Origin of the sequence: Streptomyces umbrinus, from assembly GCF_030817415.1 — a bacterium.
Lineage (GTDB): Bacteria > Actinomycetota > Actinomycetes > Streptomycetales > Streptomycetaceae > Streptomyces > Streptomyces umbrinus_A.
Map to the genome: position 1 here is coordinate 4,024,213 of NZ_JAUSZI010000002.1, position 16,402 is coordinate 4,040,614.

At 70.7% G+C, this 16,402-nt stretch carries 16 protein-coding genes and 1 pseudogene; 5 read left to right on the forward strand and 12 right to left on the reverse strand.

Translation table 11 applies throughout. The features are described 5' to 3' along the window. The first annotated feature begins 523 nt into the window (after positions 1–523). Positions 524–1,066 carry an MOSC domain-containing protein gene (locus tag QF035_RS17580; RefSeq protein WP_307521280.1) on the forward strand — a complete coding sequence of 181 codons (543 nt, stop codon included), beginning with the start codon at positions 524–526 and terminating at the stop codon, positions 1,064–1,066. A 53-nt stretch (positions 1,067–1,119) separates the two neighbouring features. Here the strand turns inward: QF035_RS17580 and QF035_RS17585 are convergent, their stop codons facing one another. The 3 genes from QF035_RS17585 to QF035_RS17595 all read right to left on the reverse strand — a co-directional run bounded on the left by QF035_RS17585 (position 1,120) and on the right by QF035_RS17595 (position 3,170). Then, the gene (locus tag QF035_RS17585) at positions 1,120–1,782 is read right to left on the reverse strand and encodes an NADPH-dependent F420 reductase (RefSeq protein ID WP_373466671.1); all 663 of its coding nucleotides are present in this window, start codon (positions 1,780–1,782) and stop codon (positions 1,120–1,122) included. A 218-nt stretch (positions 1,783–2,000) separates the two neighbouring features. Next, positions 2,001–2,213 (reverse strand): EF-hand domain-containing protein, encoded by a 213-nt coding sequence (locus QF035_RS17590; RefSeq protein ID WP_189843688.1) that lies wholly within the window; start codon positions 2,211–2,213, stop codon positions 2,001–2,003. Between the two features lie 42 nt (positions 2,214–2,255). Next, positions 2,256–3,170 carry a helix-turn-helix domain-containing protein gene (locus tag QF035_RS17595; RefSeq protein ID WP_307521282.1) on the reverse strand — a complete coding sequence of 305 codons (915 nt, stop codon included), beginning with the start codon at positions 3,168–3,170 and terminating at the stop codon, positions 2,256–2,258. Between the two features lie 41 nt (positions 3,171–3,211). Between QF035_RS17595 and QF035_RS17600 the strand changes: the two genes are divergently transcribed. Then, the gene (locus QF035_RS17600; RefSeq protein ID WP_307521284.1) at positions 3,212–3,874 is read left to right on the forward strand and encodes a GNAT family N-acetyltransferase; all 663 of its coding nucleotides are present in this window, start codon (positions 3,212–3,214) and stop codon (positions 3,872–3,874) included. A gap of 40 nt (positions 3,875–3,914) precedes the next feature. On the opposite strand, the gene QF035_RS17605 is transcribed toward QF035_RS17600, so the two are convergent. The 5 genes from QF035_RS17605 to QF035_RS17625 form a co-directional block, all read right to left on the reverse strand. After that, the gene (locus QF035_RS17605) at positions 3,915–4,538 is read right to left on the reverse strand and encodes an ADP-ribosyltransferase (protein ID WP_307521285.1); all 624 of its coding nucleotides are present in this window, start codon (positions 4,536–4,538) and stop codon (positions 3,915–3,917) included. Positions 4,539–4,910: 372 nt separating this feature from the next. Then, positions 4,911–5,519: an ATP-binding protein gene (locus QF035_RS17610; RefSeq protein ID WP_307531195.1), complete on the reverse strand. Its 609-nt coding sequence runs from the start codon at positions 5,517–5,519 to the stop codon at positions 4,911–4,913. A gap of 229 nt (positions 5,520–5,748) precedes the next feature. Further along, a complete protein-coding gene (locus QF035_RS17615) occupies positions 5,749–6,516 on the reverse strand; it encodes an enoyl-CoA hydratase/isomerase family protein (protein ID WP_307521286.1) in 768 nt (255 codons plus the stop codon). Between the two features lie 184 nt (positions 6,517–6,700). Continuing rightward, a complete protein-coding gene (locus tag QF035_RS17620) occupies positions 6,701–7,948 on the reverse strand; it encodes a L,D-transpeptidase (protein WP_307521288.1) in 1,248 nt (415 codons plus the stop codon). Positions 7,949–8,183: 235 nt separating this feature from the next. After that, positions 8,184–9,416 carry a L,D-transpeptidase gene (locus tag QF035_RS17625; RefSeq protein WP_307521289.1) on the reverse strand — a complete coding sequence of 411 codons (1,233 nt, stop codon included), beginning with the start codon at positions 9,414–9,416 and terminating at the stop codon, positions 8,184–8,186. Between the two features lie 202 nt (positions 9,417–9,618). Here QF035_RS17625 and glgX point away from each other — a divergent pair, with 202 nt between their 5' ends. The 3 genes and pseudogenes from glgX to QF035_RS17635 form a co-directional block, all read left to right on the forward strand. Then, the gene (glgX, locus tag QF035_RS17630) at positions 9,619–11,907 is read left to right on the forward strand and encodes a glycogen debranching protein GlgX (RefSeq protein ID WP_307521290.1); all 2,289 of its coding nucleotides are present in this window, start codon (positions 9,619–9,621) and stop codon (positions 11,905–11,907) included. Between the two features lie 67 nt (positions 11,908–11,974). After that, a complete protein-coding gene (locus QF035_RS55790; RefSeq protein WP_373466672.1) occupies positions 11,975–12,070 on the forward strand; it encodes a putative leader peptide in 96 nt (31 codons plus the stop codon). Between the two features lie 146 nt (positions 12,071–12,216). After that, a pseudogene (locus tag QF035_RS17635) lies at positions 12,217–12,615 on the forward strand (sulfatase family protein); the annotation flags it as partial. 86 nt (positions 12,616–12,701) lie between these two features. Here QF035_RS17635 and QF035_RS17640 read toward each other — a convergent pair. The 4 genes from QF035_RS17640 to QF035_RS17655 are packed head-to-tail and all read right to left on the reverse strand — an operon-like array spanning position 12,702 to position 16,389. Then, positions 12,702–13,370 carry a response regulator gene (locus QF035_RS17640; RefSeq protein ID WP_307521291.1) on the reverse strand — a complete coding sequence of 223 codons (669 nt, stop codon included), beginning with the start codon at positions 13,368–13,370 and terminating at the stop codon, positions 12,702–12,704. Continuing rightward, positions 13,360–14,613 carry a sensor histidine kinase gene (locus QF035_RS17645; RefSeq protein WP_307521293.1) on the reverse strand — a complete coding sequence of 418 codons (1,254 nt, stop codon included), beginning with the start codon at positions 14,611–14,613 and terminating at the stop codon, positions 13,360–13,362. The genes QF035_RS17640 and QF035_RS17645 overlap by 11 nt, the downstream gene beginning before the upstream one ends. A 25-nt stretch (positions 14,614–14,638) precedes the next feature. Continuing rightward, a complete protein-coding gene (locus tag QF035_RS17650) occupies positions 14,639–15,418 on the reverse strand; it encodes an ABC transporter permease (RefSeq protein ID WP_307521294.1) in 780 nt (259 codons plus the stop codon). Beyond that, positions 15,415–16,389 carry an ABC transporter ATP-binding protein gene (locus QF035_RS17655; protein WP_307521296.1) on the reverse strand — a complete coding sequence of 325 codons (975 nt, stop codon included), beginning with the start codon at positions 16,387–16,389 and terminating at the stop codon, positions 15,415–15,417. Before QF035_RS17655 ends, QF035_RS17650 begins: the two co-directional genes overlap by 4 nt. Positions 16,390–16,402 lie beyond the last annotated feature (13 nt).

A 16,402-nucleotide genomic window follows, 5' to 3' on the forward strand; every position in this document is an offset into this window, starting at 1 on the left:
AGCGTTGAGGATCGAATACTCCGCCAGCGGCTTGTCCTCACCGCATCCGAGACATTCGACGATTCCACGCTCGACCATCTCGCGGAAGGCACCGTTTCCCCGCTTCTTCCGTAGCGGTGAAAGCGGCTGCCCCTTGGTTCTCTGCTGGTAGTGAGCGCAACACAGTCCTCTGGCGGAAACCGCTCTGCCGCATCCGCCGAACTCACACAACCGGATATCGGCGACTGCCCGTCCAACGTTGATCGGAGCCAGCCCTCTCCCCCTCCGATGCTGCATGCAGTGGGTTCTGCACAATCCCTTCGTGAGCGGAAACCGTTCGGAAGACCGGCCGCAGGCCCAGCCGTTCCCACTCGCTTCGCAGCCTCTCGTTCAAGCCCCCGGTCGAACAGTTCGGTTGACGTACCATCCGATCAACGGGGAAGTCGAACAGGCGTAACGCGCCCGTCCGTCGGAATTGGAGATTCCACGGGCCTCGTCGAGGGGTATCGGACAGCAAGCGTGAGGAAGAGGGGAGCTTCACAGCATGGGTGGGAGTGTCGCTGCAGTCAGCAGCAGCGGTAAGTATTCGTTCTCCAAGCCGAATCGGGACGGTATTACGTTGCTTGCCGGGCTCGGGGTGGAGGGGGATGTGCATGCCGGGGTGACGGTGAAGCATCGGTTCCGGATGGAGAAGGATCCTTCTCAGGTCAATCTGCGGCAGGTGCACCTCATTCACGAGGAGTTGTTCGACGAGGTGCGGGAGGCCGGGTTCGAGGTCGCGGCCGGGCAGCTCGGCGAGAACGTCACCACCCGGGGGATCGATCTGCTGGGGCTGCCGGCCGGGACACTGCTGCGCGTCGGGGACGAGGCCGTCGTCGAGGTCACCGGGCTGCGGAATCCCTGTGCGCAGATCGACGGGTTCCAGAAGGGGCTGATGAAGCAGGTCGTCTGGCGGGACGAGGAAGGGAGCGTCCGGTTCCGGGCCGGGATCATGAGTGTCGTCGTCACGGGTGGCGTGGTGCGGCCCGGTGACCCGGTCGAGGTCGAGTTGCCGGACGGGCCGCACAGGCCCCTGGAGATCGTCTGAGCGGGGCGCCGGAGTGCTGCCGTCGTAGCCCTACACCCGGAACGCCATAGCCCCTACGCCCGGAAGTCAGCCGAGCGCTCCCGCGGTGCCTCCGCCAGGGCCTTGGTCACCGCGTCCACGCCTTCCTGGAGGCCGTAGACCGGGGTGCCGGGCTGCTGGCGCCAGGAGTCGTCGAGGGAGCCCGCGTCGACCGTGTCGAAGCCGAGTTCGTCGATGAGGTCGCGGACGACCTGCTTGGCGGACGCGTCGTCGGCGGCCACCGGGAGGGCGATGCGGTCCGGGGCTCCGGCGGGGCGGTGGCGGTCGAGGAGGTCCTGGGCGTACGTGCCGTTGAAGGCCTTGACGACCGTGTGGCCGAGTTGCCGGGCCGTCCAGCGGCTCTCCGTCAGGCCCTCGTCCTCGATCCCGGCGATCTTGCCGTCCCGCTGCCGCGGGTAGTAGTTGCCGGTGTCGACGACGACGGCTCCGTCGGCGGCCTCGTCGAAGAGCCCGGACGGCAGGCCCGGGACCGCCTTCAGGGGGACCGTGACGACGACGAGTTCGGCGCCGCGTGCCGCCTCCTCGACCGGGACGGGCGTCGCACCCGTCTCCTCGGCCAGTGCGGTGAGGGTCGCCGGACCTCGGGAGTTGGCGACGGAGACGTCGTGGCCGAGGGCCGTGAGCCGCCGGGTGAGGTTGCCGCCGATGTTGCCCGCTCCGATGATGCCGATCTTCATGACTCGCGCGTCCTTCCGGGGGTCGATGACTCCGATGTGGAGCACCAACCTCCGGGGCAAGCGGGCTATTCCGGGCCATCACCCGAAAGGCCGCACAGCGTTTCGAACGTCCGGAAACCGCTGTCCCGACCATCGCATGGGACAGCGGTCACGCACCGCATGACGAAGGGGCGCCCCGCCCGTCCGGCGGGAGCGCCCCTCGCGATTCTCGCGTTCGGCTACTTGTTCAGGTGCGACCAGAACTCGTCGAACGACAGCAGCTTGTCGCCGTTGAGGTCCTGGGAGGCGATCACGGCCTCGGCCACCGACTCGGTGACGTTCCAGTCGCCGCCCTGGGCCAGGGCCTTCTTGAACTCGGCGGCGGTGACGTAGCCGTCCCCGTCCACGTCGATGCGCTCGAACGCCTTGCGTGCTTCCTCGATGTCCGCCACCGGACCCGCCCCTTCTGATGTGCCGTACTTACCGAGGTCAGATTAGCTGCCGAGCTGAGCGTGGAGCGCGGCGACCACCCACGCGAACGCCTCCCGGTGCGTGGGCAGCGGCTCGGTCCCCCGTACAAGTGCCAGCAGTTCCCGGAAGCGGGCGAGTTCGGTCTGGCTCGCCGACGTCATGCGCTCCAGTACGGCGGCCCTGTCGGCGGCGCCGAGCACCTCGGTCAGGACCGTGGCGGCCTCCGGGGCGTCCGGCGCGAGGCCCCGCTCCCGTGCCTCACCGGCCAGCTGCACCAGGCGGCTCATCAGCCACAGGGACGTACCGGCCGGCACGTCGGGCCCCCGGTCCGCGGCGTTGAACTCGACCATCCTCCGCATCCGCGCGCGAAAGCCCGCGTCCTGCAGCAGCTCGGCGAGCTCGACCCACGCGTCCACCTGCGCGGTCGTGGGGTCGTCGGGCAGGTCGGGCACGCCGAAGCGCAGCCGGGTGCGGATGTCGGGGTCCGCGGTGTCGAGGCCGTCGAAGGTCTCCGCCATGAAGTCGTCGACGATGTGCTTGCGCTCCGCGGCCGACAGCCGCGCCAGTCTGTTCATGAGGGTCGTCTCCTCCGCGGTCGAGCCGCGTCGCGCCACGGTCGACAGCACCGCCCGGGTCACCTTGAGCGACCGGATCTGCGCGTCGAGGGCCGCCACATGCGTGGCCGCCACCTCCGCGACCGTCGTCTCGCCGGCCACCACCCGGCGTACGTCGTCCAGGCCGAGGCCCAGTTCCCGCAGCGTACGGATGAGTTCGAGGCGGGCCACGGACCCGGCGTCGTACAGCCGGTAGCCGCCCCCGGAGCGGGTCACGGGCGGCAGGGCGCCCGCGTCCGACCAGTAGCGGATGGTGCGCACCGGCAGTCCGGTGCTCCGGGAGAGCTGCCCGATGGTGAGCAGCCCGGTGCCGTCGTCGATCATGGGGTGGAGTCTGGGCCTTCCAGTGGGTGGAGACTCAAGCGATGGGCGAGGGAAGGGGCGGCGCGGTGGCCGGCACTCTGCGGGACATTCTCGACGCGGCGGCGCGAGGAGTCTTCCCGCCGCCGGACGGCGGTACGACGGTCGTGCCGCAGCACGCCCACCGGGATGCCGGGGTCATCGCCTTCACCGCGCACTCCGTCGTCTTCACCGACGAGGGGGAGGGCTGGGTCCGCGAAACGCTGGCCGCCGCCGACTGCGATCCGCTCGCCGCGACGATGAACCCGCGGTTCCTGGCGGCGTTCATGGAGCGTACGGGGCGTACGACGGACACGATCGACCTGCTGACGGTCGCGGCGCCGCTGCCGGGCCCGCCGCCGCTGGGGCTGACGGAACTCGACGATCCCGGTCATCCACGGGTCGCCCGGGCCCGCAAGCGGCGGGACGACGTGCGGGTGTGGGCCGCCGACGGGGGCGTACTCGTCCTGGGGCGTGGGGTCGCGGGGCGGCTGGAGGCCGCGATCGAGGTGGCCGAGGGGGTACGGCACCGGGGTCTGGGGCGTGCGCTCGCCGTGGCCGCCCGGCATCTGGGCGGGGGTGAGCCGGTCTGGGCGCAGCAGGCCGCCGGGAACGCCCGCAGCGTACGGGCCTTCCAGGCGGCCGGGTTCCGCCCGGTCGGGGCGGAGGCACTGCTGATCGCCCGCTAGGGAGCGAGCGGCGAGTCGGTGTCGGGCCGGAGGCCGGGGCTCAGTGCCAGGGCTCGTAGTACGGGTTGCTCTCGCAGTCGCTCATGATCTCGGTCTTGGTCTTCTTGTCGACCGGGCAGACGCCGATGATGTACTTCCGCGCGATACCGCCGGGGAAGGCGACCTCGACCTGGTCGGCCCACTTGTGAGTGTCGCCGATGGTCTTGTTGACGTCCACACCGCCGGGGGCGTCGATGTAGTAGTTGTAGCCGCTCTTCCACCACGTCTTGTAGAGGTCGTGGTCGTAGGTCGTGGAGACGTACGGGGAGGGCTGGTTGACCAGGACGTACCGCTCGATGTCGTACTGGCCGTTGATGACGTCCCGCGGGTGGAGGCCCTGCTCGAAGACGACCGAGGGGCCGCGACCGTCGCTGCGGTAGAGCGTGCCGCAGGTCTTGCGCCAGACCGGCTCGGGCGTGATGCGGTCGACCTCCACGCGGTGGTCCGCGGCGGCGTGGACCGGGTCGGCGAACTGGGGACAGGTGGGGGCGGCGGCCTTCGCGGCGAAGGCCGTGGGTGCCTTCGTCGTGGTGTCGGCGGGGAGCGTCGCCGCGGACGTCGCGAAGACGGCCGAGAGGGACAGGACGACGGCGGCGGCCCGCCGCCGCAGGCGAGTTGTGATCATGAGGAGCACGATCTCGGTTCTGCGGGGGCGGGCCGTGGATCTTCACTCGTACGGCGGCGTGCCGCCGACGGGCGTTGCCTCGGCCGTCTCAGCGTCGTTGGTTTCGCCCCCGCCCCCCTACCCATTCCCGTCCCCTGGGGGCTCCGCCCCCAGCCCCCCGTATCGCGCTGCCGCGCTCGTCCTCAAACGCCGGACGGGCTGGGGGGTGTGGGGGTTTGCGGAGTGGGATGCGTGCGGGTTCGTTGTGGCTGGTCGCGCAGTTCCCCGCGCCCCTGAAAGGGGCGCGGGGAACTGCGCAGTCTTTCGGGGGGGGCGGGGGCGGAGCCTCTGAGTAAGTGACGGGAATGGGTAAGGGCGGCGGGGGCGAAAACCCTAACGGTCCGCCACTCTCATTTCGAACCATGTCGTCTTGCCGCGAGGCAGGAGGTCCACGCCCCAGCGGTCGGAGAGTTTGTCGACGAGGAACAGGCCCCGGCCGCTCACGTCCATTTCCTGGACCGGCATGAGGCAGGGGAGGCCACGGGAGGGGTCACGGACCTCGATCCGGATCCAGCCCCGGCGGCGGCGCATACGGAGCCCGAACACCCTCGCGCCGGTGTGCCGCACGGCATTGCCCACCAACTCCGAGACCAGTAGGACCGCATCCTCGGTCATCTTCGGCGAGAGCCCCCAGTGACGCAGAACCACGACCTGGGTCAGCCGACGCGCGGTGGCCGCGGACTCGGGCCGGGAGGGCAACGGCACCTCCCCCTCGGTCGGATTGCCGAACAACTCCAGCGCCTTGAGCGCGTGTTCGTCCTCGACCGCGGGCGACCAGCGCGCCGCGGTCGCACTCCCGTGCCGCCGCGGCTGTTCGATACCCTCCAGCCCCGCCATGCCCCCATCATGGCCGCCCAGAGGCCCCGTCGGGGGCGTTCCGGAGGAATACGCCCCCCGGAACCCCCCATTCCGCCCGATTCGATCGGCATATGCCAGCGGCAGTTCGGTAGTGACCACAGCCCGCCTGACCTGCGGGAACAGCCTCGTTCGGGGCAATCGCCCGCCGCACCCGACAAGGAAGCCTTAAGATTGCCTTAAGGCTCGGATAAACCGCCCCTTCGAGGGACGCGGGTAAGACATCGCGTCAACTGCAAGTGGATCAGCGGAATTCGGCGGGTGACTTTCACGGCACCCACAACCCCTTGCCACCGGCCCTCGTCGCAGACCTCCGTCAGAGGAACTTCGCCTTGCCCGGGCCCTCCTCCACGAAGCTCTTCATGCCCCGCTCCCGGTCCTCGGTGGCGAACAGCCCCGCGAACCAGTTGCGTTCGATGGCGAGTCCGGTCTCGATGTCCGTCTCCAGACCCGCGTCGACCGACTCCTTGGCGGCACGCAGCGCGAGCGCCGGCCCCTGGGCCAGTTTCGCGGCCCACGCGTGCGCCTCGGCGTACACCTCGTCGGCCGGTACGACCCGGTCGACCAGGCCGAGCGACAGGGCCTCGTCGGCCTTGACCATGCGGCCGGTGAAGATGAGGTCCTTGGCCTTGGAGGGGCCGATCAGGCGGGACAGGCGCTGGGTGCCGCCCGCGCCCGGGATCAGTCCGAGCAGGATCTCGGGCTGGCCCAGCTTGGCGTTGTCCGCGGCGATGCGGAAGTCGGCACAGAGCGCCAACTCGCAGCCCCCGCCCAGCGCGTAACCCGTGACCGCGGCGACGACCGGCTTGGGGATGCGGGTCACGGCGGTGAAGGAGTCCTGCAGGGCACGGGACCGTACGACCATCGCCGCGTGGTCCATGGCCTGCATCTCCTTGATGTCCGCGCCCGCCGCGAACACCTTCTCGCCGCCGTAGAGGATCACCGCGCGCACGTCCTCGCGGCGCGTGGCCTCCTCGGCGAGCTCCTTGAGGCGGTCCTGCGTGGCGACGTCCAGCGCGTTCATGGGCGGGCGGTCGAGACGGATCGTGCCGACACCTTCGGCGACTTCGAGATGCACAGTCATGAAGGCAGGTTAACGGGGGCTAACGGCGACGGCCCCGGTGTGCTCCGTCACAGGCCTCGGCCGATGTGGCCGTCACACGCCGACGGCCCCGGTGCACCGCGTCACAGAGGAGCACACCGGGGCCGTACAGCCGAAAGTCCGAGGACCTCAGGGCCGGAGGGGCGTGGTCAGCGCCCCCGGGCCGTCACGCCTTCCACTTCTGCCACGACATGTTCCAGCCGTTGAGCCCGTTGTCCGGGTCCACGATCCGGTCGTTGGAGTTCTTCACGACCACCACGTCACCGACGATCGAGCGGTCGAAGAACCACGCGGCCGGTGCGCCGCGGTCGCCGCCGCCGCGCTGGTCGCGCAGGCCTATGCAGCCGTGGCTGGCGTTGTAGTTGCCGAAGGCGTCGCCGCCCCAGTAGTTGCCGTGGATGAAGGTGCCCGACGTGGTCAGCCGCATCGCGTCCGGCACGTCCTTGATGTCGTACTCGCCGCCGTAGCCGACCGTCTCGCCGTTCATCCGGGTCACCCGGAGGCGCTCGGTGATGACCATCTGGCCGTTCCAGGTCTCGTAGCCGGGCTTGCCCGTCGTGACCGGGATGGTCTTGATGACCTTGCCGTCGCGCCTGACGGTCATCTTCTTGGTCTTGACGTCGACGGTGGAGACCTGGCTGCGGCCTATCGTGAACTTCACGGTCTTGGCCTGCTCGCCGTAGACACCGGGCCTGCCCTCGACGCCGTCGAGGTTGAGCTTCACGGTGACCTTCGTACCGGGCTTCCAGTACTTCTCGGGGCGGAAGTCGAGGCGGTCGTTGCCGAACCAGTGGCCCTCGACGTCGACCGCCGGCTCGGTCTTGATGTCTATCGCCTTCTCGACGTCCTCGGGGTGCGTGATCCCCCGCGTGAAGTTGACCGAGAAGGTCGTCCCGACGCCGACCTTCGAGCCGTCCTCGGGCGTGAAGATGCCGACGAACGTGTTCTTCGGGGTCAGCGTGGTGAACGCCGACTCCTCCGCGGCCTCACGGCCCTCGGAGTCCTTGGCCACCGCGTGGACCTTGTACTTGGTGGACGCGGCGAGATGCGTGTCGGGCGTCCAGGTCGCGCCCCCGTCGGTGATCTTCCCCTCGACCGGGTTGCCCTTGGTGTCCTCGACCTCGACCTCGGTCAGCTTGCCCTTGGCCGCCGTCACCTTGAGCGCGCCGCTGGTCTTCACACCGTCGGCGCCGTCCTTCGGGGCCACGGTCACGACCGCCTGCGAGACCTTGGTGTCCGCCTGGCCGGAATCCTTGTCCCCGCCCTTCCCCGAGCCGGACCCGGAGTCCGAGTCCCCTCCCCCGCCGCATGCGGTCACGACGAGCATCAGGGTCCCCAACGCGAGCGCCAGAGCCCCCTTTCCACGCCGTGTCCGCGCGCCAACCGACGCCCCCGATATCGGTCGCCCGTTCAAGTTCGTTCTCCCCTCGCACGGCCTGATCAAGGCCCGCACTACCCATCGTTGGTCGCCCCGTGACGCCTGGGCCCATGGCGGGAGCCCGCAGCTCACAGCCGCGTCCCACGCGTGTATCGCGCTAATTAATCACACCGCCAGGAGCGTTGACCTCCTGGGATTGTCACCGTTCAGTCCCAACTTCAACAGCCCGCGGGGCTGTCGGCGCACGTCTTGTGCGTACCCCTTTGTCGGTCTACTTCACCGCGGAGCCCGCTTTCCAGGCCTTCCATCCCATGTTCCACCCGCCGAGGCCGTTGTCAGGAGCGACCTTCTTGTCATTGCTGTTGACGACCTCGACGACGTCACCGATGAGGCTGCGGTCGAAGAACCAGCCCGCCGGGGTCGCGGAGCTGCCGCCCTTCACATCGCGCAGGCCCACGCAGCCGTGGCTGACATTGGCGGTGCCGAAGACGCCCTGCGCCCAGTAGTTGCCGTGCAGGAAGGTCCCGGAGGTGGTCAGGCGCAGTGCGTGCGGCACGTCGGGGATGTCGTACTCGCCCTTGCCGTCGGCGTCGGTGAAGCCGACCGTCGCGCCGTTCATCCGGGTCACCTCCAGCATCTCGGTGACCACCATCTTCCCGTTGTACGTCGTGCTCTTGGGGGCGCCCGCGGTGATCGGCACGGTGGAGAGGACCTCGCCGTCGCGGCGCACCTCCATGGTGTGATCGGCGGCGTCGACGAGGCTGACCTGGCTGCGGCCGACCGTGAACGAGAAGGTCTTGTACTGCAGTCCGTACACGCCCGGGGCCGCCTCGACGTCGCGCAGCCGCAGTGCGACGGTGACCTTCGTGCCCGGCTTCCAGTACTCCTCGGGCCGGAAGTCCAGCCGCTTCTCGCCGAACCAGTGCGGGGCGATCTCCACCGCCGGCACGGAGGTCACACGGACGGCGCGCTCGACCGCCGCGCGGTTCTCGATCACGCGGTTGAAGTCCAGCGAGACGATCATTCCGGTGCCGACCGTGGAGCGGTTCTCGGGCATGACGTATCCGATGAAGCGCTCGTCGGGGACGGACGTCGTGAACGTCGAGTGCCGGGCCACCCGCCGGCCGTGGCCGTCGAGCGCGACCACGTCGACGGAGTACTTGGCGGCCAGGGCCAGTCGGGGCTCGTCCGGACGCCAGGTCATGCCGTCCTCGGCGATCCGGCCAGGCACCGGGAAGTCCTGCGCGTCCTGGGACCTGACGACCTTCACCGACTCCAGGCGCCCGGCCGGCACCCGTACCCGCAGGCTCTCGTCGGGGCGTACGGCCTTGCTGCCGTCGTCCGGTGAGACGCGGATCGTGTTCTCGGGCGAACGGGGCTTGCCGAGCACCCTGTCCACACCGTGCGAGGTGCATCCCGCGGCTCCGGCCAGCAGCCCTGCCCATGTCAGTACGGCGGCCAGCGCGGCCCCTGCGCGCGCCGCGCGCGTCTGTGCGTGCATCACGTGGGGCCCAACGACGAACCGGCCCCGGGGAAGTGGGGGACGTCTCATCCGCCCGGGGCCGGTCAGCCCTCTCCTGGGGAAACGTGAGTGCGAGCCCGGCGCTGGGCAGAACAGTGGGAAGGACGACGCGACGGGGAGCCGTGGCCGGGACGCCATGGGCATCTCCGCGCGCCGCTCCCATCGAGCCGCAGGAGGCCGTGAGGTGTCGAGCGCAGCCGAGCAGGAGGCAGTGCAGGAGGGGCGCGCCCCGGGCGCCGGGCTGCCCGCGCAGCCCGCCCCCGTGCTGAACGGCAGTCCGCGCGTCGCGCCGGCCGTCCCCGTGTGGCCCGGTGCGCCGACCCCGCTCGGGGCGCGCTTCCGGACCGGTCCCGACGGTGTCTCGGGCACCAACTTCGCGCTGTGGGCGGGCGGTGCCGAGTCCGTCGAGCTGTGCCTGTTCGGCGACGCCGGGGACTCCGAAGGCTCGGGCGGCGAGGGCACCGAGATCCGGGTGCCCCTCACCGAGCTGACCCACGAGATCTGGCACGGCTTCGTGCCCGGCGTGCGGCCCGGGCAGCGGTACGGCTTCCGGGTGCACGGCCGCTGGGACCCGTGGACCGGCGCCCGATGGAACCCGGCGAAGCTGCTCCTCGATCCGTACGCCCGTGCCGTGGACGGCGACTTCACGCTGCCGCCGGAGGTGTACGGGCATGTGCGCGACTGGCCCCAGCAGCAGGTCGCGGACACCGTGCGCGACGACCGGGACTCCGCTCCCTACGTCCCCAAGGGTGTCGTCGTCCACGACGACGCGCCCGACGACGAATGGACGGACGACCGCCGTCCGAAGACGCCCTGGGCGGACTCGGTCATCTACGAGCTGCACGTGCGGGGCTTCACGAAGCTGCACCCGGACATCCCGGAGGAACTGCGGGGCACGTACGCGGGGTTGGCGCATCCGGCGGCGATCGAGCACCTGACCAGGCTGGGTGTGACGGCGGTGGAGCTGCTGCCGGTGCACCAGTTCGCGCACGAGGACCATCTGCTGCGCCGGGGCATGAAGAACTACTGGGGCTACAACTCGATCGGCTATTTCGCGCCGCACGCCGGGTACGCGGCCTCGGGGACGACCGGCCAGCAGGTCGGCGAGTTCAAGAGCATGGTGCGCGCGCTGCACGCCGCCGGTATCGAGGTCATCCTCGACGTGGTCTACAACCACACGGCGGAGGCGGGCGAGCTGGGCCCCACGCTGTCGCTGCGCGGCATCGACAACCGCGGCTACTACCGGCTGCAGAGCGACGCCCGGCGGTACACGGACTACACGGGCTGCGGCAACACCCTGCACGTCGTACAGCCGCACGTGCTGCGCCTGATCACGGACTCGCTGCGCTACTGGGTGACGGAGATGGGGGTGGACGGCTTCCGGTTCGACCTGGCGGCCGCGCTGGCCCGCTCCATGCACGACGTCGACATGCTGTCCCCGTTCCTGGCGGTCATCGCGCAGGACCCGGTACTGCGCCGGGTGAAGCTGATCGCCGAGCCGTGGGACGTCGGCTCCGGCGGCTACCAGGTGGGGGCCTTCCCTCCCCTGTGGACCGAGTGGAACGACCGCTACCGCAACGCCGTACGGGACTTCTGGCGGGGCGCGCTGCCGGACGTACGGGATCTCGGGTACCGGCTGTCGGGGTCGAGCGACCTGTACGCGTGGGGCGGGCGGCGGCCGTACGCCTCGGTGAACTTCGTGACGGCCCACGACGGTTTCACCCTGCGGGATCTGGTGTCGTACGAGCGCAAGCACAACGAGGCCAACGGAGAGGGCAACCGGGACGGCACGGACGACAACCGCGCCTGGAACTGCGGGACGGAGGGCGAGACGGAGGACGCCCGCGTACGGGGCCTGCGGCGCCGTCAGCTGCGCAACCTCCTCACCACGCTGCTGCTGTCCACGGGCGTGCCGATGCTGGTCGCGGGGGACGAGCTGGGGCGGACCCAGGGGGGCAACAACAACGCGTACTGCCAGGACAACGAGATCAGCTGGATCGACTGGACCCTGCTCGACGACCCCGACTGGCGGGCCCTCTTCGACCTGACCGCCCGTGTGATCGCCCTCCGCCACGCCCATCCCGTGCTGCGGCGGCGGGCCTTCTTCTCCGGCCGTGCCCACTCGGCCGACGGGCTGCGCGACCTGGCGTGGTTCACGGCCCGCGGCGCGGAGATGACGGAACGGGACTGGTACGCGCCCGCGGCGACGCTCGGCATGTACCTGTCCGGGCGGGACATCCCCGGCCGGGACGCGCGTGGCGTACCGGTCACGGACGACAGCTTCCTGGCCGTCCTCCACGCGGGTGACCGGCCCGCGAGCTTCGTCCTGCCCGGGGCGCCGTGGGCGGACCATTACGAGGTCGTCGTCGACACGTCGCAGGAGGAGCAGGGGGATACGCCCGGGGTGGTGCACCGGGCGGGGGCTGCGATCACTGTGCCGGCGCGGGCGGTGATGTTGCTGAAGGTGGGCTGAGAGGTGCCTTCCGCGATCCGGACACGTTCTTGACGTCCCGACCTGCCCGCTGGCAACGTCCCTTCTCATGAAGCTGTCCGCTGATCACCCGTGCGTGTGCGTCGCGCTCGTGGAGCGGCGCCATGTCGATCTGTGCCGGCAGTCCAGCGCCATCTGTCGCTGAGCCCGCGATCGCCACGCTCTCTTCCTGACCTTCTCCCCCACCTTTCCTGAGCAGCCTTCCTGAGCGCCGTCCCGGTTTCCGGAGTCCCTTCCCGGCTTTCCCGCCGCGCGTCCCGCCATGGGACCGCTCTGCCCCGAGGATCACGCATGCCCGAAATATCCCGTCGCACCTTCGGTGGTCTTATCGGTGGTGGTGCCGTGACCGCCGTCGCCAGTACGGCCACCGCCGCCGAGGCGGCCCCCGCCGAACGCCCGTTCAAGGCCCGCCCGGGCGGCTCCGCGTCCGCCCGCCGCCCCAACCTCCTGGTCATCCTCGGCGACGACCTCGGCCGGGCCGATCTCTCCTCCTACGGCGCCCCGCACATCAAGACGCCGAACCTGGACCGGCTGGCCCGGCAGGGGGTGCGGTTCACCGACGCGTATTCGGGGTCCGCGACCTGCTCTCCGACCCGGTTCAGCCTCTACACGGGGCGCTGTCCGGGCCGGACGCCGGGCGGGCAGGCCGACCTCGCCCCGGACAGGCCGGAGTTGCTGGCCGAGCTGAAGGCGTCGTGGGAGAAGATCGCGGACGGCCTGCTCCCGTACCCGACCGCGTAGTCGGGCTGCGCGGTCGGGCTGCGCGGTCGGGCGGGTCAGCCCAGGATCCCCCGGTCGTACGCCGTGGCCACCGCCGCCGCTCGGTCCTTGACGCCCAGCTTCGTGTACAGGTGGGTCAGGTGGGTCTTGACCGTGGCCTCGCTGATGAAGAGTTCGCGGGCGATCTCGCGGTTGGACGTGCCCTTGGCCACCAGGGTGAGGACTTCGCGTTCGCGGGCGGAGAGGGGCTCGTTGCCGGGGGCCCTGGGCGTGCGGACCGCGGAGACCAGGCGGGAGGCCACGGCCGGGGAGAGGACCGTACGGCCCTGGGCGGCCGCGCGTACGGCGGTGAACAGCTCGTCGCGGGGTGCGTCCTTGAGGAGGTAGCCCGTCGCGCCCGCCTCGATCGCGGGGATCGTGTCGGAGTCGGTGTCGTACGTCGTCAGGACGAGGACCTTGGCGCGGGCGCCCGCGCGGGTGAGGTGCGCGATGGCCTCGACACCGCCGCCGCCCGGCATGCGCAGGTCCATCAGGATCACGTCGGGGTCGAGCGCGGCGGCCCGCTCGACCGCCTCGACGCCGTTCGACGCCTCTCCCAGTACGCGGAAACCGGGCGCGGACTCGAACATGCCGCGCAGACCGTCCCGTACGACGGGGTGGTCGTCCACGACGAGGAGGGAGATCGTCCCCTCCACCGTGGGGTCGTCTGTCGCGTCAGCTGTCATGGCGTACCAACGGTACGCGAGCTGAGAGGGCCGTGCCGTGTCCCGGCTCGGACTCGACGGCGAGGGATCCGGCGACGCGTTCGGCGCGGGCGCGCATGCCGTCGAGGCCGAAGCCGGCGGCGGTGGAGCGGGCGGGGACCGCGAGCGGGTCGAAGCCGCGGCCGTCGTCGCGGATGTCCAGGATCACCTCGTCGCCGAGGAAGGTCAGGGTGAGGCCGAGGCGGGTGGCGTGGGCGTGCCGGGAGGCGTTGGACAGGGCCTCCTGGGCGATGCGCAGGAGGGTCGCCGAGATCTCCTCGTGGAGTTGCTCGGCGGTGCCGGTGACGGTGAACTCGGCGCGTACGCCCGTCCGTTCACCCCACTCGGCGACCGTCTTCTTCAGGGCCTCGGGCAGTCCGTCGTTCTCCAGGGCCACGGGGGCGAGGTTCTGCACGGAGCGGCGGGCCTCGCCGAGACTGTGGCGCGCGAGGGTGGAGGCGCGGTCGAGATGGGTGCGGGCGGAGGGCAGGTCGGGGGCGCTCGCGACGACCTGGAGCTGGGCGATGATGCCGGTCAGGCCCTGGGCGATGGTGTCGTGGATCTCCGCGGCGAGGCGTCGGCGTTCGTCGGCGACCCCGGCCTCCCTCGCCTGGACGAGGAGTTGGGCGTGCAAGGCGGCGTTCTCGTCGAGGGCCTGTTGCAGGGCGGTGTTGGTGCGTTCGAGTTCGGCGATGGTCCCGGCCCGCTCGCGGGAGCGCTGCTCCTCCTGCTGGTTGAGATGACCGACCGCCATCAGCAGGGCGCTGTTCGCGACGATCATCACGCCGAACAGCACCCACTGGACCGGGCTGTGGAACGGCAGCCCGCCGGCCTGCGCGCCCGCCACCACGACGACGGTGGCGAAGAGGCCGAGCCGTTGCCGGCGCGTTCCGGACATCAGTTCGTCGGTGTCGAAGTAGCCGGTGGACGCGTAGAAGGCGAAGAACGGGTTCAGCCAGGTGAGGGCGAAGGAGATCACCCAGCGCAGGACGTAGTAGAGGGTCCCGCCGCGGGACGGGGTCCGGCGGCCACGGCGGGGCCCGTGCCACAGCTGGAGCGCCACCGCGGCGACCACCAGCGCCCCGGCCGCGTACCACTCGGCGGGACCCTCCATGAGCTCGCCGGCGAGGACCGAAAGGACGGTGGAGACAAGAAGCAGCCCGTAGGGACCCCAGGTGTGGAGCTGGTCCCAACGGTGCTCGATCCGCTGATCCGCCTCGGTCATCTCCCCAGTCTGCACGGGCTCTCTCCTACTCCCACCGGAACCAGCGTGACGCCGCGGCCGTCAGCAGCACCGTCCAGGCCACGAGCACGCCCAGGTGGCCCCAGCCCGGCCAGTCGCCCGCCGCCGCCTGGTTGAGCGCCTCGGCGGCCGCGCCGAACGGTGTGCAGCCGACGATCCGGGCCAGTACGTCGGGCATGGTCTGCACCGGCATCCACACACCCGCGCAGAACATCGCCGGGAAGAACACGGCGGACCCGATGGCGCCCGCGATCTTCGTCGTCCGGGACAGCGCCGAGATCACCGCGCCCAGGGCGAGGGCCGCAAGCACGGCCAGAACCAGGGCCAGCGCGTATCCGAAGGGCTGCTCGGGCAGTCGTACGTCGAAGGCGAGGCGGCCGACCGCGAGGGCGAGCAGGGACGACGTCAGGGCGGCCCCGCCGTACAGCAGCATCTGCGCGGACAGCAGGGCGGCGGGCCGGACCGGGGTGGTGGACATCCGGCGCAGGATGCCGCGCTCGCGGTAGCCGGTGAGGGTCTGCGGCATCGCCTGCAGACCGCCGACGGTCAGGCCGAGCAGCACGCTCACCGGGACGTAGGCGTCGACCGGGCGCAGCCCGCCGAAGTCCGGGTCGGCGTCCCGGAAGGCGGGGATCGAGCCGAGGATCACCAGCAGGAGGGTCGGGAAGCCGAGGATCCAGAAGAGGCTGCCGGGTTCCCTGCGGAAGAGACGGACCTCGCTCTTCAGTACGGCGGGGTTGACGAGGGCCGTCTTTCCGAGGGCGGCGTTGCCCAGGGCCGTGCTCATGCCGCTGCCTCCTTCGTGGCGTCGCTCGGGGCGTCCGTGGTCGAGTCCTTGGTGGCGTCCGTGGTGACGTTCTTCGTGAGGTCGAGGAACGCGTCGTCCAGCGTGGCGTCGGTGACGCGGAGCTGGTGGGCCGTGACGTGGGTGCGGGCGAGGAGGGTGACGACGGCGTTGACGGTCTCGTCGGTGCCGGACAGGGTGACGCGGCCGTCCTTGTACTCGATCGACGCGAGCCCCGGGAGCGCGTTCAGGTCGCGGTCGTCCAGCTGGGCGGACGGGGTGAAGCTGATGACGGTGGCGCCCGCCGAGCGGCGGATCAGACCGGCCGGGGTGTCGAGCGCGGCCACCCGGCCCTTGTCGATCACGGCGATCCGGTCGCAGAGCCGTTGCGCCTCCTCCATGAAGTGCGTGACGAGCAGGACGGTGACGCCGTTCGCGCGGATGTCCTCGATGAGCTCCCAGGTGTCGCGGCGGGCCCGCGGGTCGAGGCCGGTGGTCAGCTCGTCGAGGACGACGATCCGGGGGTTGCCGATGAGGGCGAGCGCGATGAACAGGCGCTGTTTCTGGCCGCCCGAGAGCTTGGCGAACCGGGTGGTGAGCTTGTCGGTGAGGCCGAGGCGTTCGGCGAGGGGCCGCCAGTCGAGCGGGCCGGTGTAGAAGGCGGCGTACAGCTCCAGGGCCTCGCGGACGGTGAGTTTGGCCTGCAGCTCGCTCTCCTGGAGCTGTGCGCCGAGCACTCGGCGGGTGGCCGCGTGCTCGGTGACGGGGTCGAGGCCGGTCACCCGGACACGGCCCGCGTCGGGTACGCGCAGGCCCTCGACGCATTCGACGGTGGTGGTCTTGCCGGCTCCGTTCGGGCCGAGGACGCCGAAAATCTCGCCCTCCTCGACGGTGAAGGAGACGCGGTCGACGGCGGGCCAGCCGCCGTAGGACTTGCGCAGATCGGTGACTTCGATCATGGGTGTGGATGACATGCTCCGAGCGTCC